Below are 22,276 nucleotides of genomic sequence, written 5' to 3' on the forward strand. Positions count from 1 at the left end.
GTGGGCAGGACCGTTCAGGAGCGGATGGCCTGGGCCAGGAAACCCTGCCCCTTCGGGTCGGCATGCCAGGAGTCGCGGAGCAGGCGGGAGATCTCACCCACCTCGTCGAGCCCGGGGGTGCCCGTCAGCAACACCCGCCGTGCCCCGACCTCGACCAACCGCTGCACCCGGTCGGGTGAGAACCTGCCCGCGACGAACCACGGGCGCGCCTCCGGTGACAACGGCGGATCGCTCACCATCGCCGCTGTGATGAGCTGGGGGGCGGCCCCGTCGAGGACCAGGAAGTCATGGGGCGATTCCACCCGCACCGACCGCCGGTCCCCCACCCGCCAGCCGAGCAACGTGTACGGGTGAGGTCGCGCCATCCGTCGCCCCGGCCACCCCGTGGCGACGATGACATCCCCTCCGGCCCCCAGGACGTCGTGGGCCAACAGCACCTGCCGTCCCCACTGTCTGTTCAGCTCCAGCCAACGGCGGTGGGTCTCCTGCGCATCGACGGTGCTGGTGGTGACGACGAGATCGACCCCGGCCCCGGCCAACCCCTCCAACCGGGACGCGGCCTCGACCAACGGCAGGGTCACGGCGAGCCGACACAGCAGCAGCCGGGAGCGAAGACTCACGAGAGCAGTCATGTGAACAGCCTATGCGGCGCGCCGGGGTGAGCGAGTGGGCTGCGACGGCCCTACACTTCCTCTGAGCGGACCAAACGGTCAGCGTCAGCATGCACGAGTACGACTGGGAATGGTGCCAATGAGCAGTACGTTCGACCCGATGGTCGGCCACGTGCTGGAGGGTCGCTACGAGATCCTCGCGAAACTTGCTCGCGGCGGCATGGCGACGGTGTACCGGGCACGTGACTCGCGGCTGCAGCGGATCGTCGCCGTCAAGATCATGCGCGCCGACCTGGGCGAGGACGACGAGTTCGTCGCGAAGTTCGACCGCGAGGCCCGCTCAGCAGCCCTGATCAGCCACCCCGCGGTCGTCAGCATCTTCGACCAGGGCATCTCCTTGGGCCAGCCCTACATCGTCATGGAATACGTCGAGGGCGAGACCCTGCGACGCCTCATCAGCCGAGAGGCGCCCCTGCCTCCCCTGACGGCCCTCGACTACCTCGACCCCATCGCCTCCGCACTCGCGGCCGCCCACGAGGTCGGCATCGTCCACCGCGACATCAAACCCGAGAACGTGCTGATCTCCACCCGCGGCCAGATCAAGGTCGCCGACTTCGGCCTGGCCCGGGAGGAGCACTCCCCCCAGATGACGGCGACGGGGGTCCTCGTCGGCACGGCATCCTACCTGCCACCGGAACTGGTCACCCACGCCCGACCGGACGCCCGCAGCGACATCTACTCCACCGGCATCCTGTTCTTCGAGCTGCTGACCGGCCGCAAACCCCACGTGGGCGAGAACAACTACCAGATCGCCTACCTGCACGTGAACAGTGACGTTCCCGCACCGTCGGCAAAGCTGCGGGAACTGGAGCTCCCCGGTTTCATCCCCGACTACATCGACGCCCTGGTGGCCTACTGCACCACCCGTGACCACACCAGTCGACTCAGCGACGGCCGGGAACTGGTGGACAAGCTGCGCATCGTCCGTCAGGAACTGACCGACCACCCCGGCCAGCACAACCCCGACCTGGCCGCCGAGCTGCGCCCCGCCCAGGTGGACCCCGACGCCCCCACACAGCAGATCTCCCCCAAGCCGGAGCCCCGCCCCCGGCCCCTCAAGGAGGTCCCAACCCGTACGTTGCACCGTGCCCGACGCTCCGCGATCCACCGGGAGACCTCGGAGCCGGTCTCACCGACGGCGGAGACCGTCATCGTCTCCACCCCCGCCACCGAGACCACCCTGATCCGGTCGGGTCGCCCACCACGAGCAGGCCGACCCTTCCCCACCTCGCCGAACCTCGCCGAACCGGCCTCCTCACAGCGCACACCGCTGTTCCCGCATCTCAGCATCAGCAACGATCCCGTCCATCGGCGACGGCGCGGCGTCATCCTGGTGCTGGCCGTGCTGCTGCTGACCGTCCTGATCACCGTCGGCTCCTGGTGGTGGGCCTCCGGCCGATACACCACCTCCCCGGACCTGGGTCAGGTCACGTTCGAGCAGGCCGTCGCCGCCATCGACGCCAACGATCTCAGGGCGAAGAAGGTGGAGGCCTACTCCGAGACCGTCCCCGCCGGACAGGTCATCTCCACCGACCCCACCGGAGGGCAGCGCGTCCTGCGCGGCTCCGAGGTGACGGTCACCCTGTCCAGGGGACCGGAGCGCTACCCCGTCCCGGATCTGACCGACAAGTCACTCGACGAGGCACGCAGCCTGCTGGAGGAGGTCCACCTCGGGGTCGGCAGCGTCACCGAGGCGTGGTCCCCCACCGTGGTCAAGGGCAATGTCATCTCCACCGCGGAGCAGGCGGGTACGCTCCTGCCCCCGAGAACCACCGTCGACCTCACCGTCAGCGCCGGTCCCGAACCGATCACCGTCGAGAACTTCGAGGGACGGGATGCGGATGCCGCCGTGAAGAAGCTCGAGGGCCTGGGACTGCACGTCTCGGTCTCCGAGGAGCACTCCCCGACGGTGCCCGCGGGTCGGGTGATCTCCCAGACCCCCAACCAGGGCGAGGTGTACCGGGGCAGCACCATCACCATCACCAGGTCACTCGGACCGGAGATGGTCGAGGTGCCGGACGTGAAGTGGAAGAAACGTGAGGATGCCGAACGCATCATGAAGAATGCGGGGCTGACCCCCCGTTTCGTCGAGGCCCCTTTCATCGGCAACGTCGTGGGATGGGTGACCGGTATCGAACCCGCCGCGGGCACCAGTGTGCCGAAGGGCAGTGAGGTGGAGCTGCGACTGGGCTGAGCGGCCACGTCGAGGACGCATCCCGAGGCCGGGATCATCTAGGATGGCCCGGTGAAACTGGACCGCCAACTGCTCCCCGCCCTCGCCCTGCTCCTGGCCGCAGCCGCCTGGGGATCAACTGTTGCGGTGGCCAAGGGGGCCTACGAGGTGATGTCCCCGGAGAGCCTGACCATCTCTCGTCTGCTGTTGACCGGGCTCTGTCTGCTCTTCCCGTTCCTGCCCCACCTGAGGATGAAGAGACGGACCCTGATCCAGGGCATCATCCTGGGGGCGGTGTTCAATTTCGGCCTGGCGATCCAGCTCATCGGCCTGAAGTACACCGCGCCGTCGCTGTCCGGGTTCATCACCGCCAGCTACGTGGTGTTCACCGCCATCATCACGGCCGTGTTCCTGAAGCAACGCACCAACTCCCGGACCTGGATCGCGGTGCTGCTGACGATCACCGGCATCGCCATCCTGGCGCTGGGTCACAGCAGCGAGGGTGGGTTCGGGTTCGGTGCCGTCCTCACACTCATCGGTGCCGTCATGTTCGCCGTCCACATCGTCCTGCTGGGACGGTGGGTCACCCCCGAGACGGTGCAGTCCCTGACCCTGGCCCAGGCACTCACCGGAGCCGCGGGTTCTGTGATGGTGATCCCCTTCACCAGTTATCAGGTCCCGACGACCTGGGAACTGGCCGCTCCCGTGCTCTACCTCGGCATCTTCTGCGGTGCCGTCACCCTCTTCCTGCAGAGCTGGGCCCAGAGCTACGTGCCACCCACCACCACGGCGGTGATCATGTGCACCGAACCGGTCTGGGCCGCCGTCTTCGCCATCGGTTTCGGGATGGAGCTGTTCACCTGGCACGTCGCCATCGGTGGAGGCATCGTGGTGGCGGCACTGCTGCTCATCGCCTGGCCGAAACCCTCCAGCCGTCGTATCGACGAGGTGGTCCAGGAGCTGCGGCAGAAATTCAAGCGCTGAGGCTCAGAACTCCCGGAGCTGGTACTCCTGCACGGGATTGCGACGTGAGGCCCGGCCCTCACGCAGTCTGGTGGCGACGGTGAAGGCCAGCTCCAGGCTCTGGTTGCGGTTCAGCCTGGGATCGCAGACCGTCTCGTAGCGGCTGGCGAGATCTGCCTCCTCCAGCCTGAGTGCCCCCCCGACGCACTCGGTGACATCGGTTCCGGTCAGCTCCACGTGAAGCCCACCCGGCCACGTCCCGAGGGCGTGGTGGACGTCGAAGAAGCCCCGCACCTCCTCCACCACGTCGTCGAAGGACCGGGTCTTGAAGCCATTGGCGGCCTCGAAGGTGTTGCCGTGCATGGGATCACACACCCAGGCCACCCTCCGTCCGGTCGCCTCCACCCCTTGGATCACCGAGGGCAGCACCTCACGCACCTTGCCCGCCCCCATGCGGGTGATGAACGTGATCCGGCCGGGCTCGCCATCGGGATCGAGCCGATCCGCGAGCTCGATGGCCTGCTCCGGGGTGGTGGTGGGACCGAGCTTGATGCCGAGCGGGTTGCGGACCCGTCGCAGCAGCTCCACGTGCGCCCCGTCCAGCTGCCGGGTGCGTTCCCCGATCCACAGCATGTGCCCGGAGCAGCCGTAGAGCTGCTGGGACCGCGAGTCGACGCGGGTCAGTGCACGCTCGTACTCCAGCAGCAGTGCCTCGTGCGAGGCGTAGAAGTCGATGGTGGACAGTGCCCGGTCCTCCACCCCGCAGGCCACCATGAAGGCCAGCGCCTGGTCGATCTCCGCGGCCAGCTCCTCGTAGGCGGTCTCCACCTCCGAGTTGCCGACGAAGTCCCGGTTCCAGGTGTGCACCCCACGCAGATCCGCGAAACCTCCCTTGACGAAGGCCCGGACCAGGTTCAGGGTCGCCGCTGAGGCGTTGTAGACCTGCACCAGACGTTCCGGGTCCGGACGCCGTGCCTCGGGGGTGAAGTCGAAACCGTTGATGGCATCGCCGCGGTAGCTCGGCAGGGTCACCCCCTCACGGGTCTCCGTCGGTTTGCTGCGCGGTTTCGCGTACTGCCCTGCGATACGTCCCACCTTGACCACCGGGACCTGGGCCGCATAGGTCATGACCACCGCCATGGACAACTGCACGAGCAGCTTGTTCTTGATGTCCTGCGCCGTCACGGCCTCGAAGGACTCGGCGCAGTCCCCACCCTGCAACAGGAAGGCGCGCCCCGCGGCCACCTCCGCCAGTTTGTCCCTGAGGTCATCACACTCGCCCGCGAAGACCAACGGCGGCAGGTTCTCCATCACGTCGATGACCCGGTCCAACGCCTCGACATCGTCATAGACGGGCTGCTGGATCAGTGGCAGGGCACGCAGTTCGGCCCGACTCATGATGGAGGACATGCGCGGAAGACTACCCCAGCGGGGCAAGAACTCCTCACTCGTTCGGATCGTGAAGCCCTTGGTCGATGGCGTAGAGGGTCAACTCGACCCGATTGTGGAGCTGCAGTTTGCGCAGCACGTTCTGGACATGGTTCTGGATCGTGCGGTGTGAGACGAACAGCTCCTCGGCGATCTCCCGGTAGGCCAGCCCCTTCGCGACGCGACGCAGCACCTCCACCTCCCGCGTGGTGAGCACCGGTCCCTCGTCGTCGTGGTCGCGGGCGACGTTGGCCATGCGACGGAACTCCCCCAGCACCAGTCCCGCCAACCCGGGGGTGAAGACAGCATCTCCTGCCGCGGTCCGGCGGACCCCCTCGATGAGCTCCGCCTTCGACGCCGACTTCACCAGATAGCCCTTCGCGCCCGCCTTCATGGCCTTGAGCACGTCATCGCGTTCCCCACTGGCGGAGATCACCAGTACCTTGATCTCCGGGAACTCACGGACCAGCCTCTCGGTGCAGGTGGCCCCATCAGGTTCTGGGATCTGGAGATCCATCACCACCACGTCCGGTCGTGTGGCCCTGGCACGTTGCAGGCACTCGGTGCCGTTCTTGGCTGCGGCGACGATCTCGAAACCTTCCTCCTCCAGGTCCTCACTCAGCGCGTCGATCCACATCGGGTGGTCGTCCACCAGCATGACACGGCGGCGTTCGATGTCGTTCACGGTCCCACCAACCTCACCGGGAATCTCAACTCCCACTCAGTGCCCTGCCCGGGGCTCGACTTCACCTCGGCTGATCCGCCGAGTGCAACCATGCGCCCAACGATCGAGTTGCAGATACCAAGCCTGCCACGCATCGCCGCGGAATCCACCTCGCCGAGGTCCATGCCCACCCCGTCGTCGCGGACCCAGAGGATCACCTCGTCCTTGTCCTCCTGGTCCAGCAGCACCCACGCCCTCGCATCCGGACCGGCATGCTTCTCGACGTTCTTCAACGCCTCGCTGAGGGTGGCCTCGACCTCCTCCGCGATCAACCGGGGCACCATCACCCTGCCCGCCATCGTGGACACCGTGACACGGCCTGACTCGAAACGCCCCAGTGCGGAGGTGAGGTCGACCTCGAAGACGGTGGACTCGTCGAAGACCTCCTTGTCCCGGATCAGGGTGCGCAGCTGGTTCTCGGACTCACGCGCCAAGGCCGCCAGTCGCGCCCCGCGTGGCCCGAGCCCCGGCCCCTCACGCTCGACCAGGGCCAGCACCTGAAGGGCCCCGTCGTGGACGATCCGGGCCAGCCGCTCCCGCTCCCCCAACGCCACCGAGCGGATCCTGGCCCGTTCCTGCTCGGTGATGGTGTGCTTGAACTGGGTGATGAGCACACCACAACAGACGGTGATGAGCATGGCCCCCAGGGACAGGTCGACCCTCGCCAGGGACAGCCGGGGTGGCAGGGCCAACAGGGCCACGGAGGTCGCGAGGACACAGGCGACCCCTGACGCGGCGCCTCGGAGCACGGCTGCGTAGAGACAGCAACCGAGCATCCAGTAGCCCGCGAGCGAGGTGTCGCCGTAGGGTTCGGTCACGATGAGGGGGGTGGCGAGGATGATGGCGCAGGTGACGGCCGCATCAGCCAGATGCACCCAGAGGCTCCGCTGGCTGGGACGTCGCAGCACCGCCGTGACCAGGACCGTCCACCCGAGCAGCACCACGAAGGTCAGCATCATGCCCGGGAGGTCGATCATGGCCTCCTGGTCGAAGGTCAGGTTCATGGCGACGGTGTGCACCGCCAACGCGGCACGCACGAAGGCCGCGACCACGAAGACCCGTCCCAGCACGTCGTAGTCCTTGCGGAACCACGACGAGGCCGCCTGGACCCATCCCAGGCCGGCCGAGGTGGGACCCGGGTGGGTCACCCCGTGGTCTCCTCAGGACGTACTCCTGTCCCGGGACGGGGACGGACGAACTCGTCCGAGCCGACCTCCTTGAGGTCGCCGTACTTGACCCTCGTGGCGTAGACGTCGGCGTACTCCTGGCCGGTGAGCCGTTGGATGGCGGCCAGCACCTCGTCGGTGACGTGGCGCAGCACCTTGGTCTCACCCTGTTGACCGTGGTACTCGCTGAAGTCCAAGGGCTGCCCCACCACGACGATGGGGCGACGCACCCACGGGATGCCGAACAGCCCACGTACCTTGTGGGTACCGACCACCCCGACGGGCAGCACCGGCGCCCCCGAGGTGAGCACCATGCGGGCCATGCCGGTCTTGCCCTTGTACAGTCGACCATCCGGGGAACGGGTGCCCTCCGGATAGATCGCGATCACCTGGCCGGCGTCCAGCACATCGGTGATGGCCTGCAGGGACGCGGCCGAGGCCCTGCCCCCACCGCGGTCCATCGGCACCATCCCGATGGCCTTCAGGAACCAGGCGACGATCTTGGAGACGATCCCTCGGTCCCCCTTGAAGAGTTCGGCCTTCGCTGGGAAGGTGACCTTCCTCGGCAGCATGGCCGGGATCACCACCGAGTCCATCGCCGCGATGTGATTGCTGGCGAGAATGGCTCCGCCGCTGGCGGGCACGTTGTCAGCCCCGATGATGCGGGCGCGAAATCCGTGACGGACCAGGGGACGGAACAGAAAGGTCTTGAAGAACCTGTACCACATTCAGGATCAGCCGACGCGGCGGGCACCCTGATAGGGCATCGAGTTGAGACCGGTGACGTTGATGCCACTGCGGGGGTTGGCGGCATGGACGATCTTGCCGTCACCGATGTACATGCCGACGTGGCTGATGCCGCCGTAGTAGAAGACCAGGTCACCGGGCTGCAGGTCACCCTTCGCCACCGGGGTACCGATCTGGTACTGCTGGCGGGCACTGCGCGGCAGGGAGATGCCTTGCTGCCGGTAGGCGTAGCTGGTCAGCCCGGAGCAGTCGAAGGTGTTGGGACCGGAGGTGCCCCAAACGTAGCTCTTGCCCACCTGGGCGAGGGCCACCTCCACCGCGGAGCCACCACGACCACTGGCCGGCGGGGCCTTCGGCTGTTCCTTCTCCTTCTCGGGGGCCTCCGGGCTGGGAGAGGCCGTGTCGTTCTGGTTGTCGAGGGCACGGCTCGCGGCTCGTTCCTGCTCGCGACGGTCGCGTTCCTCCTGCTCGCGCTGGCGCTGCTCCTCGAGCTTGCGCAGCCGCTCCTGCTCCTCGGCGTTCAGACGCTTGTAGACGTTCTCCGCCTCGGTCTCCTTGGTGTCGAACTCCTGGGCGAGCCGTTCCTTCTCGGCACGGTCGGCCTCGATGGCCTCGGTGGTGGCGACCTGCTGGTCACGGAGGGAGTCGAGACGTCCCTGTTCGAGCTGCAGTGCCTGCAGGTCGGAGTTGCTGCGATCCATCTCGTTCTGGATGGTGGCCAGTCCGGAGAGGAACGTGGAGTCGGAGCCACTGGTCAGCAGCTGCGACGTCACGTCCAGACCACCGCCGTTGAGCTGGAGCATGGCGACGTCGCCGAGGTCGGCCCCCATCCGGGCGACCTTCTGCTCCTGGGCGCTGAGGTCCTCGTTGAGGTCTGCGAGCCTCGCGGTCGCCTCGTCCGCTCGGGCCGCCACCTCGATGATCTCGGCGTCGAGCGAGGAGGCCTCCTCACGGATCCGCTCCAACTCGGCCTTCGCCTCGGCGACCTTGTCCGGATCGGCGAAAGCCGTCGGGACGAACACGACGCTGGTGGCGACCAGCAGGGCGACCAGCCCGCTGCGCATCTTCTTCACGTGGGTCTCCAAACACTGCAGGAAGCAAAGCTGAGAGAATCCTAAACGACCCTCAGGGCATTGCCCAAACCGAATCGGCCGAAAGGGCCTCGTTCCGGCAACGCCGTTGACCGTTTCTGTCGGACGGGCTCGGTAGTTTGTGGACCATGCCCACCCCTTCGCCGGATCAGCCCAGCTTCGACGACCTCGGCACCGCACTGCGCGCAGCGACCTTCACCGTCGTCGACCTGGAGACCACCGGGGCAGGACGGGACGCGGAGATCACGGAGATCGGCGCGGTCAAGGTGTGCGGTGGCACCGTGGTGGGCGAGTTCCAGTCCCTGGTGCGCCCTGACGGTGCCATCCCGGCGATGATCCAGGCCCTCACCGGGATCACCGATGCCATGGTCGCCTCCGCTCCCACACTCCGGGTGGTCCTGCCCTTGTTCCTCGACTTCGCTGCCGGGACCGTCCTGGTGGCCCACAACGCCGCGTTCGACATCGGTTTCCTGCGGCGGGGCTGCGAGGCACTGGGACTGACCTGGCGTCGACCGGTCGTCATCGACACGGTGGCCCTGGCCCGTCAGGTACTGCTCCGCGACGAGGTGCGCAACTGCAAGCTGGGTACCCTGGCCCGCCATTTCGGTTCGGCCACCCAGCCCGATCACCGGGCCCTCAGCGACGCGCGGGCCACCGTCGACGTGCTGCACGGCCTGCTGGAGCGCGTGGGCAACCTGGGGGTCGACACGGTGGAGGACCTGCGGGAGCTGATGGCGAGGGTCTCCCCCGAACGCAGGGCCAAACGGGTCTGGGCGAAATCCCTGCCCGAGGCCCCCGGGGTGTACTGGTTCGAGCACGAGGGGCGCGAGTTCGACGGCACTGCCCGCACCGAGGTGCTCTACGTCGGCAAGTCACGCAACCTCCGGCGACGGGTCGCCTCCTACTTCTCGGCCTCGGAACAACGTTCCCGGATCCACGAGATGGTGGAGATCGCCACCCGGGTGCAGACGATGCGGTGCACCACTGACCTGGAGGCGGAGGTGCGTGAGCTCCGGATGATCGCCGGGCACCGTCCCCGGTACAACCGTCGGTCACGCAACCAGCACCGGTTGGTGTGGTTGACACTGACCACGGAGGCCTTCCCGCGACTCCGGACGGTCCGCGCCGTGGCACCGGGAGATGTCGTGTGGGGGCCGTTCCGCAACGCCAGTGCAGCCCAGGAGGTGGCCCGGTGCCTGCAGGACGCCTTCGGGATCCGGGAGTGCACCAGAGTGTTGTCTCCCCGGACCCCGAGCACCGCCTGCGCCCTGGCGGAGCTGGGCAGGTGCTCGGCACCGTGTGAGCTCGGTGAGAGTGCCGAGGGATACGGTGATCGGGTGGCCAGGCTCCGCGCGGCCTGGGCGGGCGACGTGCGGGACCTGCTGGGTCATGCCGCGCCCCGGCTGGAGGTCCTGGTGGCCCAGGAACGCTTCGAGGAGGCAGGAGAGGTGACGAACCGGTTGCAGGCCGCCCATGTCACGTCGCGACGCTTCCACCGGGTCAGGGCACTCGCCGACTGCCAGGAACTGGTGGCCGCCGCCCCGGAGGGTGGTGGTTGGGCCATCCACGTCATCCGCCACGGTCGGCTCGCGGCTGCGGGGTGGGCACGCACCGCGCAGGTCCGCGACGAGGCCTCACTCCTGCAGCAACTGGCCGAGACGGTGCACGAAGCTCCCGGCGGGATGCCCGCCGGGAGCTTCGAGGAGGCAGAACGCGTGGCCACCTGGCTGGAGTCCCCCGGAGTACGTCTGCTCGACGTCCGCGGGGACTGGGCCTGGCCGATCCACTGCGCCTTCGATCAGGACAGTGTCACCGAGTTGATCACGACCGGGGTGGTGGGACGATCACGCTGATCGGTCGGCGTCTTCGCGATCGCGTCGACGACGGCCCTCGACGCCTCGTCCTTGACCTCGCCGAAGATGGTGTGGCGACGGTTGAGGTGCGGGGTCGGCACCACGGTGATGAAGAACTGGGAACCGTTCGTGCCCGGTCCGGCGTTGGCCATGGCCAGCAGGTAGGGGCGGTCGAAGGCGTGTTCGGGGTGGAACTCGTCGGCGAACTGGTAACCGGGACCACCGGTCCCGGTGCCGAGCGGGCACCCGCCCTGGATCATGAAGCCGTCGATCACCCGGTGGAAGGTGACCCCGTCGTAGAAGTTGCCGGTCTTCGTCTCCCCGGTCTTGGCGTCCCGGTACTCCTTGGTCCCCCCGGCCAGGCCGACGAAGTTGGCGACGGTGACGGGCGACTGGTCGTCGAACAGTTCGATGACGACGTCCCCCATGCTGGTGTGCAGAGTTGCAGTGCTCATGCAGCCAAACCTACAGGCTGGGCGGTCGATGACACCGCGACACCGCGTGGTCCTTCCGGCCTTCTTTCGCAACCACTCCTCCTGTGCCTCCCGAACCGGGTAGCGTTGTAGGTGCTCGATCACGAGCCAACTCATTGGAGGAAACTGTGAAGAAGTCACGACTCGCCAAGGCCGCCGCGGAACAAGCCGCCGCCGCCGCGGAGACCAGCCGCCACTTCTGGGACGAGGCAGTGGAGAAGGCTGCCGAGATGTACACCGAGGCCCAGCGCCGGGCAGTGCCCGCCGCACGCCGGGCGGGCAAGCGCACCGCCGATTTCGCCTCGCGTCGCCTGGACAACTGGGAGCCACACATCCGAGGCGCCATCTCGAAGGTCTCCCCGGCCGTCGATGCCGCCACGGGCAGGCTCACCGACCAGATCATCCCGAACCTGCAGGACCGGCTGCACAAGGCCGCCGGGCACGTGCCGGTCCTCGCGGAGGTCATTCCCCCGGCGAAGAAGAAGCGGGGTGTGTTCAAGACCATCTTCAAGTTCGCCCTGATCGGCACGGCGGTGGCCGGTGCCGTGGCCGCGGTGCGGCACTTCCTCACCCCGAAGGACGACGGCTGGACCGCCCACGAGCCGTCGCGCGCCTACATCAACAACAACGACACCTTCGCCACAGCGGCGAAGTTCAACGAGCCCCCGGCGGAGCCCGCGGCATCCGCGAGCCAGGAGAAGTCCCTCGACTTCGGTGAGGGCTCCTACGTCGGCCCGAACCCACCGGAGGGCTACATCGTCAAGGGCAACGGGCGCTCCCGGAAGTACCACGTGCCGGGCACCCGCGGCTACGAGTTGACCATCGCCGAGGTCTGGTTCAACTCGGAGGAGGCGGCTGAGGCGGCCGGATTCACGAAGGCCCAGCGCTGATCCTGTTCCTGCTGGTCACGGCCAGCAGCCTGGCAGCCGCGGCACACCTGATGTGGGTGGTGCCGCGGCTGCCGCGCATCTGGGCGGATCCATCCGATCCTCCGCCCGACTACTCCTCCCTGGCCCGGCCCGGGGAGGCCGTCGTGCTGGCCGCGATCGTCGCCGTGGCGGGGCTCGCGTTGTGGCGACTGCCACCGCTGTGGTTCCCGATGTGGTTCGGGTACCTCGGGGCGGGGGCGGCCCTGGCGTGGGTGGACCTGCGGACCACGTGGCTGCCCCGTCGGCTGCACTGGATCACCACGGCCCAGGTGGCGCTCGGAGCCGTGGTCACGACGATCCTGCTGCCGGAGGCGCTGCCCCGGATCCTGCTGGGTGCCGCCGCGACCTTCGCGCTGCTGTGGCTGGTGTGGCGGTTCACGGGGAACTTCGGCTTCGGTGACGTGCGTCTGGGACTGCTCGTGGGAGCGGTCGGGGGCACCCTGGGATGGACCGGATGGCTGTGGGCCCTGCTCGCGGGCACCCTGATCGGTGCGGCGTGGGGCATCGCCCATGCGCTTCGCGGGCGCGCCGACGAGCCCTTCCCCTACGGCCCGGCGCTGTGGCTGGGGCCGCTGGCCGTGGCCGTGCTCCACTGTTGAGCGGACGGAATCAGGTGTTGGTGACCCGGATCCAGGCCTCCAGGGTCCGCTGGGCACGACCGTCGTCGATGGCTGCGGAGACCGCGTCCAGGGTGCCCTGCAGCTGCTCGGTGAGCGGGATGGTGTGGCTGATGCCCCGGTAGGCCAGCAGGGCGGCCGCCGCATTCAGACGGACCACGTCACGCACCGCACCCGAGCGCCCGGCCACCAGGTCACGTACGACCTGGGCGTTGTGCTGGGCGTCACCGCCGACCAGATCGGCCGGCGCGGCGGGAGCGAGCCCCAGTTCCACGGGGTCGAGGACGGTTCGTTTCACCCTGCCATCGGTGATGAGCCAGACGTCGGAGGCCGACGTGGTGGTCAGTTCGTCCAGGCCGTCGAAACCGCGGAACACCATGCCGCGCACATTCCGCCCGGCCAGCACCCGGGCAACCACCGGCGCCACGTCCCCGTCGGCCACCCCGAGGGCCATCGCGCGGGGCTGGGCCGGGTTCGACAACGGCCCGAGGAAGTTGAAGGTGGTCTGGATGGCCAGCTGCCTGCGCACCCCGGCCACGTTCTTCATCGCCGGATGGTAGAGCTGGGCGAACAGGAACACGATGCCGACCTCGTCGAGGACGGCGGCCTGCCGCGCCGGGTCGAGGCCGATGTTCACCCCCAGGGCCTCCAGGGTGTCAGCGGTTCCGGACTGCGACGAGGCCGCCCTGCTGCCGTGCTTGACCACCTTCGCACCGGCGGCGGCGGCCACGAGCGCCGCCATCGTGGAGATGTTGACGGTGTTGGCCCGATCCCCACCGGTACCGACGACGTCGACCGTCTCCGGATCCAGGTCCACCCCCTCGGAATGGGCCAGCATCGCGGCGCTGAGCCCTGCGATCTCGTCCTCCGACTCCCCCTTGGCGCGCAGGGCCACCAGGAGGGCCGCGAGCTGGACCTCACTGGCGCGTCCGGCGAGGATCTCGCTGAGCGCCCACTGCGCCGCCTCGGCCTCGAGTCCCTCGCGCCTGAGCAGGCCGGTCAGGACGTCGGGCCAGGTGTAGTTCACAGGACCTCCGCACGCAGCAGTTCGGCCACCTGCTCGGGAAGGCGGAGCGGATCGACCGGGTAGGCCGCCAGCGCATCGGCACGCGACCAGGTGCCGAGCCAGGCATCGGCGACACGGGCGACGAGCAGCAGCACCGGTGGGCAGTCGTCGACATGGTCCTCCTTGACCTGGTGGGCCAGGCCGAAACCACCCTCGGGCTGGGCCTCCCCGTCCATGATGACCAGACCGAAGTCCCGGTCCTCGTCCAGGATCTTGAGCAACGCGGGTCCCGTGGCCACCTCGACGACCTCGATGGGCGGCAGGTCGGCCGCCACCTTGCGTCCCAGTGCGAGCCGCACCTGCTCCCGCACCGTGCGGTCGCCCGAAAACAGCAGCACCCTGATGGTCTCGTCGCTCATGTCTCTCCTTCCACGCCGCGGCCACACGCGACTGCCCACATCGTAGCCCGCAGCGCCCCACCCCGGCCACGGCTCACCCGGGTAGGCTCCACGGTGATGAACGACAGGGAACGAACCGGGTACGTGCACGGCGTGGCGGCCTACATCCTGTGGGGCCTGTTCCCGCTCTACTTCTCCTTGTTCCAGCGGTCCTCCGCCCTCGAGGTGGTGGCCCACCGCATCGTGTGGTCGCTGGTCTTCTGCCTGCTGATCCTGGCCCTCACCCGCCGCTTCCACCAGGTGCGCAACGCCCTCGGCGATCGACGTTGCGTCGTGCTCGTCGGGGTGGCAGGGCTGATGGTCGGCATCAACTGGTGCCTCTACGTCCACGGTGTGAACACCGGCAACACCCTCGATGCGGCCATCGGCTACTTCATCAACCCGGTGGTGACCACGGCCCTCGGCGTGGTGGTGCTGGGGGAACGGCTGCGCCCGGCGCAGTGGCTGGCCTTCGGGCTGGGGGTGGCCTCCATGGCGGTGCTGATCCTGGGGTACGGCCGGACCCCCTGGATCGCACTCGGGGTGGCCACGTCGTTCGGCTTCTACGGTCTGCTCAAGAAACAGGCGGGGACCACGGTGGCCCCCGTGCCCGGACTGGTGATCGAGACCACGGCACTGCTGGCCCTCGCGCTTCCCTACCTGTTCCTGCTCGGCCTCACCGGCCAGGCCAGTGCCACCCCTTTCTCCTGGTACTCACTGCTGCTCGCCACCACCGGGGTGGTGACCGCCGTCCCACTGCTGCTGTTCGCCTCGGCCGCACACCGCATCCCGCTGGTGGCGATCGGGATGATCCAGTACCTGGCACCCCTGCTGCAGTTCCTGCTGGCCTGGCTGCTGTTCCGGGAACCGATGCCCGTGGCCCGTTGGGTCGGTCTCATGTTCGTGTGGGTCGCGGTCGCGGTCTTCGTCGCCGATGCCGTGCGGCATGCCGCACGGAACCGTCGCCTCACCTGAGTCACGGTGCCGGGGCATACTTGACGGGTGCGTTTCCTCAGCGAGTCCCCTGCCCAGGACCTGACCTACTCGGACGTCTTCATGGTGCCCAGCCGTTCAGCCGTGACCTCACGCCTGGACGTCGACCTGACCTCCACCGACGGTCTCAGCACCCCGATGCCGCTGGTCGCGGCCAACATGACGGCGGTGTCCGGACGCCGGATGGCCGAGACGATGGCTCGCCGCGGGGGCCTGGCGATCTTCCCCCAGGACATCCCCGCCGACGTGGTGGCACGATCCATCGGCAAGGTGAAGCGGGCCCATCCGGTCTTCGACACCCCGGTCACGGTTGCCCCCGACACCACGATCGGGGAGACCCTGGCACTCATCGCGAAACGGGCACACGGCATCGCAGTGGTGCTCGACGGCGAGGCACCCGCCGGGATCGTCACCCCAGAGGCGGCCGTCGAGGTGGACCGGTTCGCCCAGGCGAAGGACGTGATGCGCACCGATGTGCTCACCGTCCCCCCGACGATGACCCCCAAGGAGGTCTTCGACACCCTGACCGCGCAGCACCAGCCCATCGCGCTGGCGGTCGGCGACGACGGTCGGCTCGTCGGGGTCATGACCAGCAAGGGCGCACTGCGTTCCGCGATCTACTCCCCCGCACTGGACCATGAGGGACGCCTCCGCACCGGGGTCGCCGTCGGGATCAACGGTGACGTGGCGGGCAAGGTGGGTGCCGCGCTGGATGCCGGGGCCGACGTGCTGGTCATGGACACCGCCCACGGCCACCAGGAGAAGATGATCGCGGCCCTCGGGCACGCCCGCCGGGTCCGGGACGAGTTCGAGGCGAGAACCGGACGTCGGGTCCTGGTCGTCGCCGGCAATGTCGTCACGGCGGAGGGCACCCGGGACCTCATCGACAGCGGCGCGGACATCATCAAGGTGGGTGTCGGTCCCGGCGCGATGTGCACCACACGGATGCAGACCGGGGTGGGCCGGCCCCAGTTCTCCGCCGTTCTCGAGTGCGCGAGGGCCGCCAGGGACCTGGGGCGCGCCGTGTGGGCCGACGGTGGGGTCCGGCACCCCCGGGACGTCGCGTTGGCGCTGGCCGCCGGGGCTGGGTCCGTGATGATCGGTTCCTGGTTCGCCGGCACCCACGAGTCCACGGGAGCGCAGCTGGTCGACCACGACGGCAGACCCTACAAGGAGAGCTTCGGGATGGCCTCCGCGCGGGCGGTGCGCAACCGCACCAAGGACCAGTCCGCCTTCGACCGGGCACGGGCCGCACTGTTCGAGGAGGGGATCTCCTCCTCCCGCATGTACCTCGATCCGCAGCGCCCCGGCGTGGAGGACCTCCTGGACTGGATCACCTCCGGAGTGCGCAGTTCAGCCACCTACGCGGGAGCCCGCGACCTCACCGAGTTCGCCGACCGCGCGGTGGTCGGGGTGCAGTTCGGTTCCGGCTACGAGGAGGGCCGACCCGTCGCGACGAGCTGGTGAGCAACCGCTGAATTGACCCAAACGGACGACGTACCGAAAGCTTGGAAGCGACCGAGAGCATAGTTGGATTCATTACATGGAATTTCCCGCAGCCAAAGCCATCATCTCTCACTTCGAGGCGGCCCGGAGTCGGGACAACGGTGCTCTCTCGGACTGTTTCCTGACGCCCACCAGGACGCCGGTGGCCCGGTGGTACCTCCATCACCGTCGGGACAACCACCGCCTCGGCGGGGCCCACCTCCTCGTGCTGGGCAAGAATCCGTCCAGCGCCAAGATCCTGGCAACCCGGGTCCAAGGGGGCGATGCCACGGCCGGGATCATCCGGGAACGGCTGGAGGACGGCACCCTGGACAAGGTGTTCGGCCGTCGTGTCGGGTGGGTCACCCTGGCGAATCTGCTTCCCGTGGTCAGCAAGAACCCCCGGGTGCTCACCCAGCGGGACAAGAGCAAGTTCAACCGCACCAACCTGACGGTGATGAAACACCTGCTGGAGGTCGCCGATGCGGTCTGGGTCGCCTGGGGACAGACCTGGGGCATGCCATGGGCACAGCAGTCGATTCCCGGGGTGGTGAACCTGTTGAAGGAGCACCGGGACAAGCCGATGAAGGCCCTGTGGGCGGAGGCCCGCTCGCACGGGGAGTCACAGGACATCTGGTACCCGCACCATCCGCAGCGGATCACCATCACGCCGGAGGCGTTCAGCGACGTCCGCCTCACCGACGACGGGGTGGAGCGGGCTCTCTGATCACGGACACGTCAGGGGCTCCGGGCATGGCGGCCCGGAGCCCCTGACGGTCGTGGAACGGTTCAGTGGAAGCTGTCGCCGCAGGCGCAGGCACCACGTGCATTCGGGTTGTCGATCTCGAAGCCCTGCTTCTCGATCGTGTCCACGAAGTTGATGGTGGCGCCCGACAGGTAGGGTGCGCTCATCTTGTCGGTGACGACACGCACACCGTCGTAGTCATTGACGACGTCCCCGTCGAACTCACGGGTGTCGAAGTACAGCTGGTAACGCAGTCCGGAGCATCCGCCGGGCTGGACGGCGATGCGCAGGCTGACGTCGTCACGACCCTCGGCTTCGATGAGGGCACGCACCTTGGCGACGGCGACGTCGGTCAGGACGACGCCCTGGGGAACGGTTCCGGTTTCAGTCACGTACGCCAGTGTAGTGGGCCTCGTCAAGATCACCACTGCCACGTGGTGGCGACACGGGCTGCGAGTTCCTCGAGCTCACGGTCCCGGACGGGGGACTCGTCCAGACCGGCCCGCACCGCGTGGGCCTCCTCGATCCCGGTGTGACGCAGTTCCCTGGCGGAGACGAAGTTGCGGCCACAGATGACGACCACCGGGCTGAGGGCCTCACCCGCGATGCCGGTGACGGCCCGGACCACCTCGCCTCCCCTGGTGTGGAAGTCGAGCGTGTCTGCCCCCGTGACCACCAGATCGGCCAACCCGGCCAGGCGTGGCAGGTCGTACCCCTCGGCCACCACCTGGACACCGGTGGACACACTGATCCCGCACCCTCTCAGCCAGGCCCCGAGGCCACCGAGAGCACCGGTTCCCGGGCCGTCCACCACACCGATGCGGTCCAACCAGCCGGTGGCACGGGTGTCCTCGGCCACCACCTCGGCCAGGTCCCGGTCACCACGCCGACCCTGTTCCGCGAGTGCCCCGGTGAGTCCGGTCAACGGCAGGGTGGCGTACTCCGCGGCGACGACGGCGACAGGGGCGGCCGTCAGCTCCAGCAGAGGGAGGGACTCCAGCTCGGGCAGCGTCGGTATGGGCAGGCCGGTGAGGTCGAGGTACTCGGCCCCTGAACGGATCGCATCGAGCAGGTGGCCCAGCCCGGCGGGGCGGGCCACCCGGGCACGGGGGGCGAATCGGCCGATGGCGGCCGACAGGTCCGGTCCCTGCGTCGCGACGGGGGCCACGGCAACATCCGCCCCCTGCCGGGCGAAAGCGGCGGCGACGACATCGGATGCCTCGGCCGGGCTGAGACGTCCGATGCGGTCGGTGGCGACGAGGACCTTCACCCGTGGTCGGCGGGAGTGGCCCCGGCCTCCGCGTCGAGTTCCCGGTCGTCCCCCTCCAGCTGGTGGCTGTCAGGAACCAGACCGTAGAAGTCGGAGGTGCTCTCCAGGAGGACCCGGACCTCGTCGAGGGTGGCCGTGACATCGGGCAGCACCAGGTCGGACTCGACGATCAGGTCGTCGGGCACCTCGGACCCGTTGGCCTGCACCGCGGCCACCAGACGCTCCAGCTCGGTGCGCAGTGCTGCCTGGTCGTTCGCCTCGACGGCGGCCTCGACGGCCTCGTCGATCTCGTTGAGTTCCAGGAGCTGCTCCGGCTCCATGACCCACTGGCCGAGCCCCATGAGACGGACGATCATGACTGCGCACCCTCCTGGTTCTCGATGGCCTCGGTGACGGACCCGGCGGCTGCACCCGGTGCGGCGATCTCGGGACGTGCGGCCGGACCACCGGTGAGCTGCGCCTTCAGCGCTGCCAGTTCACTCTCGACGGAGGAACCGGCGGCCAGGGCGTCCAGCTCCCGGTCGAGATCACCCTGGACCGATCCGGTCGGGTCCTCCAGGGCACCGGTGGCGAGCAGCTCGTCGACGGCGGAGGCGCGGGCCTGCAGCTCGAGGGTCTTGTCCTCCGCACGCTGGATGGCCAGACCGACGTCGCTCATCTCCTCGGAGATCCCGGTGAAGGCCTCGTTGATGCGGGTCTGTGCCTCAGCAGCGGAGTAGGTGGCCTTGATGGTCTCCTTGCGGGTGCGGAACGCGTCCACCTTGGCCTGGAGCCGGGTGCTGGCACGCACCAGCTTCTCCTCCTCACCCTGCAGGGTGGCGTGCTGGGTCTGCAGATCGGCCAGCTGACCGGCCATCGCCTGCTTGCGGGTCAGGGCCTCCCGGGCCAGGTCCTCACGGTTGGCCTCCAGCGCCCGCTGCGCGGTGAGGGTGTAGCGCTCCATCTCCTGGTTGACCTTCTGGGCCTGCAGTTCGACACGCTTGCGGCTGGTCGCCACGTCCGCGACGCCACGCCTGACCTTGCGGAGCAGGTCGAGCTGACGTTCGTAGGAGTAGTCGAGGGTCTCTCGTGGGTCCTCGTACTTGTCGAGGGCCTTGTTCGCCTTCGACTTGAACATGAGGGCGATGCGTTCAAAGATGCCAGCCATGGGGGTCCTTCCGCGTTCGTGCTGATGCACTGACAACCGTACCCTCCTTCGGGCCTCCTCGGGTCCGGTGATCCCCTGATTGCTCCCCCTGCCGACCATCCCCCGTACGCAGCAGGACACAGTTCTGATCGCCAGCCTCTAGACTGACGTGGACATCCGTGACCCCCGACCCCGAAGGCAGACCCGTGGGACTGTTCCGCCCCTACGAGCGCAAGACCACCACCGAGCAGGAGCGCCCGCACAAGCGCACCCGACTCGTCCCCGACGCCAAGCCACAACGTGCTCCGAGGACCAGCAGCACGTCGACCTCACCTGCGACCCCGACGGAGAGCGAGGCGAGGACGGCACCGTCGAGGACGAAGGTGACGCGCCGCCAGCCGGTCCGCAAGACCGAACCGACGCTGACCCGCAAGCAGGCCGAGGCGGCCCGCATGGAACGGCTCCACCCGAACCTCAGCCCCGCCGAGCAGCGCAAGGCGAACCGGGAGGCCCGGGCGAAGGCCCGGTTCGAGGCCTGGGACAAGATCGAGGCCTCACCCGAGCGTGTGCTGGCACGCGACTTCGTGGACACCCGGTGGACCATCACGGAGTTCATGCTGCCGCTGATGCTCGTCGCCATGGCGGGCATGATCTTCACCATCACCGACGCCATGGTCTCGTTCATCATCTCGATCGTGCTGTGGGTGCTGCTGTTCCTCAGCCTCATCAACACGTGGGTGATGTGGCGCAGTTTCAAGAAGGTCCTCGCCCAGCGGGTTCCGAACGCCATCACGCGTGGCCTGATGATGTACATGTTCAACCGCTCGCTCATGATCCGCCGGTTCCGCCGCCCCGGTCCCCGCATCAACCGGGGGGACGCGATATGAGCCACCAGTGGCGACCGGTCGTCGGCACCCACGACCCATCGGCCCTGGCGGATGCCGGACTGTTGCCGACCTTCGACTCCCGGGCCGAGGCGGAGCAGTGGCTCGGCCTCTACTGGAGCGACCTGCTGGATGCCGGGGTCACGCAGGTGAGTCTCTGGGAGGACGACCACGAGGTGGCCCCTCCCATGTCCCTGGAGGGCTGAACACTCAGCCCCTCCCCTGCCGCAGGGTGAGCCACAGGAAGTAACCGCCACCGAGAACGGTGGTGACCAGCCCCACGCTGCTGTCGAGACGCTGCCCGATGAGATCGGCGGCCAACAGCAGCACCGCCCCGGTCAGTGCAGCGATCGGCAGGTGCAGACCTCGCTGCGGCACCAGACGACGGGCGATCTGCGGGGCCACGAGGGCCACGAGGGCGATGGGACCGGCAGCCGCCGTCACCGCTGCCGTGAGTCCGATCCCGAGCAGGACCAGTGCCAGACGGGTCCGCTCCACCCGGACCCCGAGAGCGGCTGCCACCTCGTCACCGAGCTCCAGCTGCCGGAACACCGTGGCCCGATGGGCCACACCGATGAGCAGCAGCACGATGCAGAGGCTGAACGGCCAGAACTGGGTGAACCCGAGCGAGCTGAACGACCCGAAGCCCCAGGAGGCCGCCTCCTGGGCCTGTTTCGCCCCGCCACGGATCAGCAGGTAGTTGTTGACCCCGGTCAGGAAGGCCGCGGTGCCGATACCGACGACGATGAGCCGGAAACCCTGGACCCCGCGACGCCAGGCCAGCAGGTACACCAGGATGGCCGTGCCCATCCCACCGGTGAGGGCTCCCGCCACCAGCACCAGGTACGACGGGCTTGCGAGCACCAGCGTGACGAACAGCGTCCCGGTGAAGGCCCCGGTGTTGAACCCGATGACGTCCGGGCTCCCGAGAGGGTTGCGGGTCAGGGACTGGAAGATCGCCCCGCTGACCGCCAGGGCCAGACCGGAGAGCAGGGCGAACAGCACGCGGGGCAGCCGCCACTCCCACAGCAGCCGCAGGACGGCGGGACGGGCACGCCCCTGAACCGCCTCGAGCAGCTGCGGCACGGACAGCGAATGAGTCCCGACGCTGATGCCCAGCACCGCGAGCACCAGGGTCGGTGCGGCCAGGATGGAACCGAACAGCAGCAGTCGCTGGTCGGGGCCGGTGAACCACCGGACCACGTGTGGCACCATGAGCCCGACGAAACCGATGGGGCCTGCCATGGCGACGGCACCCCCACCGAGCAACGTCACCCCCGCGACGGCGAGTACCCGGGTCAGTGGCAGACGTGCCCCCAGGCCACGTCCCAGGTCGTCCCCCAGCGCGGTGGCGTTGAGCATCGTGGCGGCTGGAACGGCGAGGATCGCCCCCACCGTGACGACGGGAGCGACCGCGATGAGCACGGCCGGGCCCCCACCCCCAGGCTCAGCATGCAGACCGCGGCGAGACCGATCCCTGCCAGCAGGAGCCCGG

24 protein-coding genes are annotated in these 22,276 nt (G+C 68.5%); 10 read left to right on the forward strand and 14 right to left on the reverse strand.

Translation table 11 applies throughout. The features are described from left to right. Positions 1 to 14 precede the first annotated feature (14 nt). Positions 15 to 632 (reverse strand): hypothetical protein, encoded by a 618-nt coding sequence (locus tag EII34_RS02875; RefSeq protein ID WP_124842736.1) that lies wholly within the window; start codon positions 630 to 632, stop codon positions 15 to 17. 118 nt (positions 633 to 750) lie between these two features. Between EII34_RS02875 and pknB the strand changes: the two genes are divergently transcribed. Beyond that, positions 751 to 2,865, forward strand: coding sequence for a Stk1 family PASTA domain-containing Ser/Thr kinase (gene pknB / locus EII34_RS02880; RefSeq protein ID WP_185711145.1), 2,115 nt, complete (start codon positions 751 to 753; stop codon positions 2,863 to 2,865). A 51-nt stretch (positions 2,866 to 2,916) separates the two neighbouring features. Further along, on the forward strand, positions 2,917 to 3,828 hold the full coding sequence (locus EII34_RS02885) for a DMT family transporter (RefSeq protein WP_124842740.1): 912 nt from the start codon (positions 2,917 to 2,919) through the stop codon (positions 3,826 to 3,828). Between the two features lie 3 nt (positions 3,829 to 3,831). Here EII34_RS02885 and EII34_RS02890 read toward each other — a convergent pair whose 3' ends face one another. From EII34_RS02890 to EII34_RS02910, 5 genes are read right to left on the reverse strand one after another with little or no spacing between them, the layout of a single operon-like run. Further along, positions 3,832 to 5,217: a class II 3-deoxy-7-phosphoheptulonate synthase gene (locus EII34_RS02890; RefSeq protein WP_124842742.1), complete on the reverse strand. Its 1,386-nt coding sequence runs from the start codon at positions 5,215 to 5,217 to the stop codon at positions 3,832 to 3,834. A 34-nt stretch (positions 5,218 to 5,251) separates the two neighbouring features. Beyond that, a complete protein-coding gene (locus tag EII34_RS02895; RefSeq protein WP_260425033.1) occupies positions 5,252 to 5,920 on the reverse strand; it encodes a response regulator transcription factor in 669 nt (222 codons plus the stop codon). Next, positions 5,917 to 7,107, reverse strand: a complete 1,191-nt coding sequence (locus EII34_RS02900; RefSeq protein WP_124842744.1) for a sensor histidine kinase — start codon at positions 7,105 to 7,107, stop codon at positions 5,917 to 5,919. The genes EII34_RS02895 and EII34_RS02900 overlap by 4 nt, the downstream gene beginning before the upstream one ends. Then, positions 7,104 to 7,853 carry a lysophospholipid acyltransferase family protein gene (locus EII34_RS02905; protein ID WP_124842746.1) on the reverse strand — a complete coding sequence of 250 codons (750 nt, stop codon included), beginning with the start codon at positions 7,851 to 7,853 and terminating at the stop codon, positions 7,104 to 7,106. The genes EII34_RS02900 and EII34_RS02905 overlap by 4 nt, the downstream gene beginning before the upstream one ends. A gap of 6 nt (positions 7,854 to 7,859) precedes the next feature. Further along, positions 7,860 to 8,936, reverse strand: coding sequence for a C40 family peptidase (locus EII34_RS02910; RefSeq protein ID WP_260425038.1), 1,077 nt, complete (start codon positions 8,934 to 8,936; stop codon positions 7,860 to 7,862). 155 nt (positions 8,937 to 9,091) lie between these two features. On the opposite strand from EII34_RS02910, the gene EII34_RS02915 reads away from it, so the two are divergent. Continuing rightward, the gene (locus EII34_RS02915; RefSeq protein WP_260425034.1) at positions 9,092 to 10,816 is read left to right on the forward strand and encodes a DEDD exonuclease domain-containing protein; all 1,725 of its coding nucleotides are present in this window, start codon (positions 9,092 to 9,094) and stop codon (positions 10,814 to 10,816) included. Here EII34_RS02915 and EII34_RS02920 read toward each other — a convergent pair. Further along, entirely contained in the window at positions 10,762 to 11,271 is a 510-nt protein-coding gene (locus EII34_RS02920) for a peptidylprolyl isomerase (protein WP_124842752.1), read from the reverse strand. The two genes, EII34_RS02915 and EII34_RS02920, sit on opposite strands and share 55 nt — an antisense overlap. Positions 11,272 to 11,417: 146 nt before the next feature. Between EII34_RS02920 and EII34_RS16685 the strand changes: the two genes are divergently transcribed. Both EII34_RS16685 and EII34_RS02930 read left to right on the forward strand, forming a co-directional pair. After that, positions 11,418 to 12,179: a sunset domain-containing protein gene (locus EII34_RS16685; protein WP_124842754.1), complete on the forward strand. Its 762-nt coding sequence runs from the start codon at positions 11,418 to 11,420 to the stop codon at positions 12,177 to 12,179. A gap of 50 nt (positions 12,180 to 12,229) precedes the next feature. Beyond that, positions 12,230 to 12,817 carry a prepilin peptidase gene (locus EII34_RS02930; RefSeq protein ID WP_124842756.1) on the forward strand — a complete coding sequence of 196 codons (588 nt, stop codon included), beginning with the start codon at positions 12,230 to 12,232 and terminating at the stop codon, positions 12,815 to 12,817. 10 nt (positions 12,818 to 12,827) lie between these two features. Here EII34_RS02930 and trpD read toward each other — a convergent pair whose 3' ends face one another. Together trpD and EII34_RS02940 are read right to left on the reverse strand one after the other, a co-directional pair. Continuing rightward, positions 12,828 to 13,862: an anthranilate phosphoribosyltransferase gene (gene trpD / locus EII34_RS02935; RefSeq protein ID WP_124842758.1), complete on the reverse strand. Its 1,035-nt coding sequence runs from the start codon at positions 13,860 to 13,862 to the stop codon at positions 12,828 to 12,830. After that, a complete protein-coding gene (locus tag EII34_RS02940; protein WP_124842760.1) occupies positions 13,859 to 14,260 on the reverse strand; it encodes a response regulator in 402 nt (133 codons plus the stop codon). The genes trpD and EII34_RS02940 overlap by 4 nt, the downstream gene beginning before the upstream one ends. Before the next feature lie 96 nt (positions 14,261 to 14,356). Here EII34_RS02940 and rarD point away from each other — a divergent pair, with 96 nt between their 5' ends. The 3 genes from rarD to EII34_RS02955 all read left to right on the forward strand — a co-directional run bounded on the left by rarD (position 14,357) and on the right by EII34_RS02955 (position 17,483). Continuing rightward, entirely contained in the window at positions 14,357 to 15,253 is an 897-nt protein-coding gene (gene rarD / locus EII34_RS02945; protein WP_124842762.1) for an EamA family transporter RarD, read from the forward strand. A gap of 27 nt (positions 15,254 to 15,280) precedes the next feature. After that, positions 15,281 to 16,738 carry a GuaB1 family IMP dehydrogenase-related protein gene (locus tag EII34_RS02950; RefSeq protein ID WP_124842764.1) on the forward strand — a complete coding sequence of 486 codons (1,458 nt, stop codon included), beginning with the start codon at positions 15,281 to 15,283 and terminating at the stop codon, positions 16,736 to 16,738. Positions 16,739 to 16,814: 76 nt separating this feature from the next. Then, the gene (locus EII34_RS02955) at positions 16,815 to 17,483 is read left to right on the forward strand and encodes a DUF1643 domain-containing protein (protein WP_124842766.1); all 669 of its coding nucleotides are present in this window, start codon (positions 16,815 to 16,817) and stop codon (positions 17,481 to 17,483) included. A gap of 62 nt (positions 17,484 to 17,545) precedes the next feature. On the opposite strand, the gene EII34_RS02960 is transcribed toward EII34_RS02955, so the two are convergent. From EII34_RS02960 to EII34_RS02975, 4 genes are read right to left on the reverse strand one after another with little or no spacing between them, the layout of a single operon-like run. Continuing rightward, positions 17,546 to 17,893, reverse strand: coding sequence for a HesB/IscA family protein (locus EII34_RS02960; protein ID WP_124842768.1), 348 nt, complete (start codon positions 17,891 to 17,893; stop codon positions 17,546 to 17,548). Positions 17,894 to 17,922: 29 nt separating this feature from the next. After that, positions 17,923 to 18,771: a glycerate kinase gene (locus EII34_RS02965; RefSeq protein ID WP_124842770.1), complete on the reverse strand. Its 849-nt coding sequence runs from the start codon at positions 18,769 to 18,771 to the stop codon at positions 17,923 to 17,925. Continuing rightward, positions 18,768 to 19,127 (reverse strand): PspA-associated protein PspAA, encoded by a 360-nt coding sequence (pspAA, locus tag EII34_RS02970; protein WP_124842772.1) that lies wholly within the window; start codon positions 19,125 to 19,127, stop codon positions 18,768 to 18,770. The genes EII34_RS02965 and pspAA overlap by 4 nt, the downstream gene beginning before the upstream one ends. Next, positions 19,124 to 19,918 carry a PspA/IM30 family protein gene (locus EII34_RS02975; protein WP_124842774.1) on the reverse strand — a complete coding sequence of 265 codons (795 nt, stop codon included), beginning with the start codon at positions 19,916 to 19,918 and terminating at the stop codon, positions 19,124 to 19,126. Before EII34_RS02975 ends, pspAA begins: the two co-directional genes overlap by 4 nt. 158 nt (positions 19,919 to 20,076) lie before the next feature. Here EII34_RS02975 and EII34_RS02980 point away from each other — a divergent pair, with 158 nt between their 5' ends. Further along, entirely contained in the window at positions 20,077 to 20,784 is a 708-nt protein-coding gene (locus tag EII34_RS02980) for a DUF3043 domain-containing protein (protein ID WP_148092624.1), read from the forward strand. Continuing rightward, entirely contained in the window at positions 20,781 to 20,987 is a 207-nt protein-coding gene (locus EII34_RS02985) for a hypothetical protein (RefSeq protein ID WP_124842778.1), read from the forward strand. The genes EII34_RS02980 and EII34_RS02985 overlap by 4 nt, the downstream gene beginning before the upstream one ends. Before the next feature lie 4 nt (positions 20,988 to 20,991). On the opposite strand, the gene EII34_RS02990 is transcribed toward EII34_RS02985, so the two are convergent. Then, the gene (locus EII34_RS02990) at positions 20,992 to 22,206 is read right to left on the reverse strand and encodes an iron chelate uptake ABC transporter family permease subunit (RefSeq protein ID WP_221620182.1); all 1,215 of its coding nucleotides are present in this window, start codon (positions 22,204 to 22,206) and stop codon (positions 20,992 to 20,994) included. Positions 22,207 to 22,276 lie beyond the last annotated feature (70 nt).

The sequence above is a fragment of the Arachnia propionica genome, from assembly GCF_003859805.1.
Classification (GTDB): domain Bacteria; phylum Actinomycetota; class Actinomycetes; order Propionibacteriales; family Propionibacteriaceae; genus Arachnia; species Arachnia propionica_C.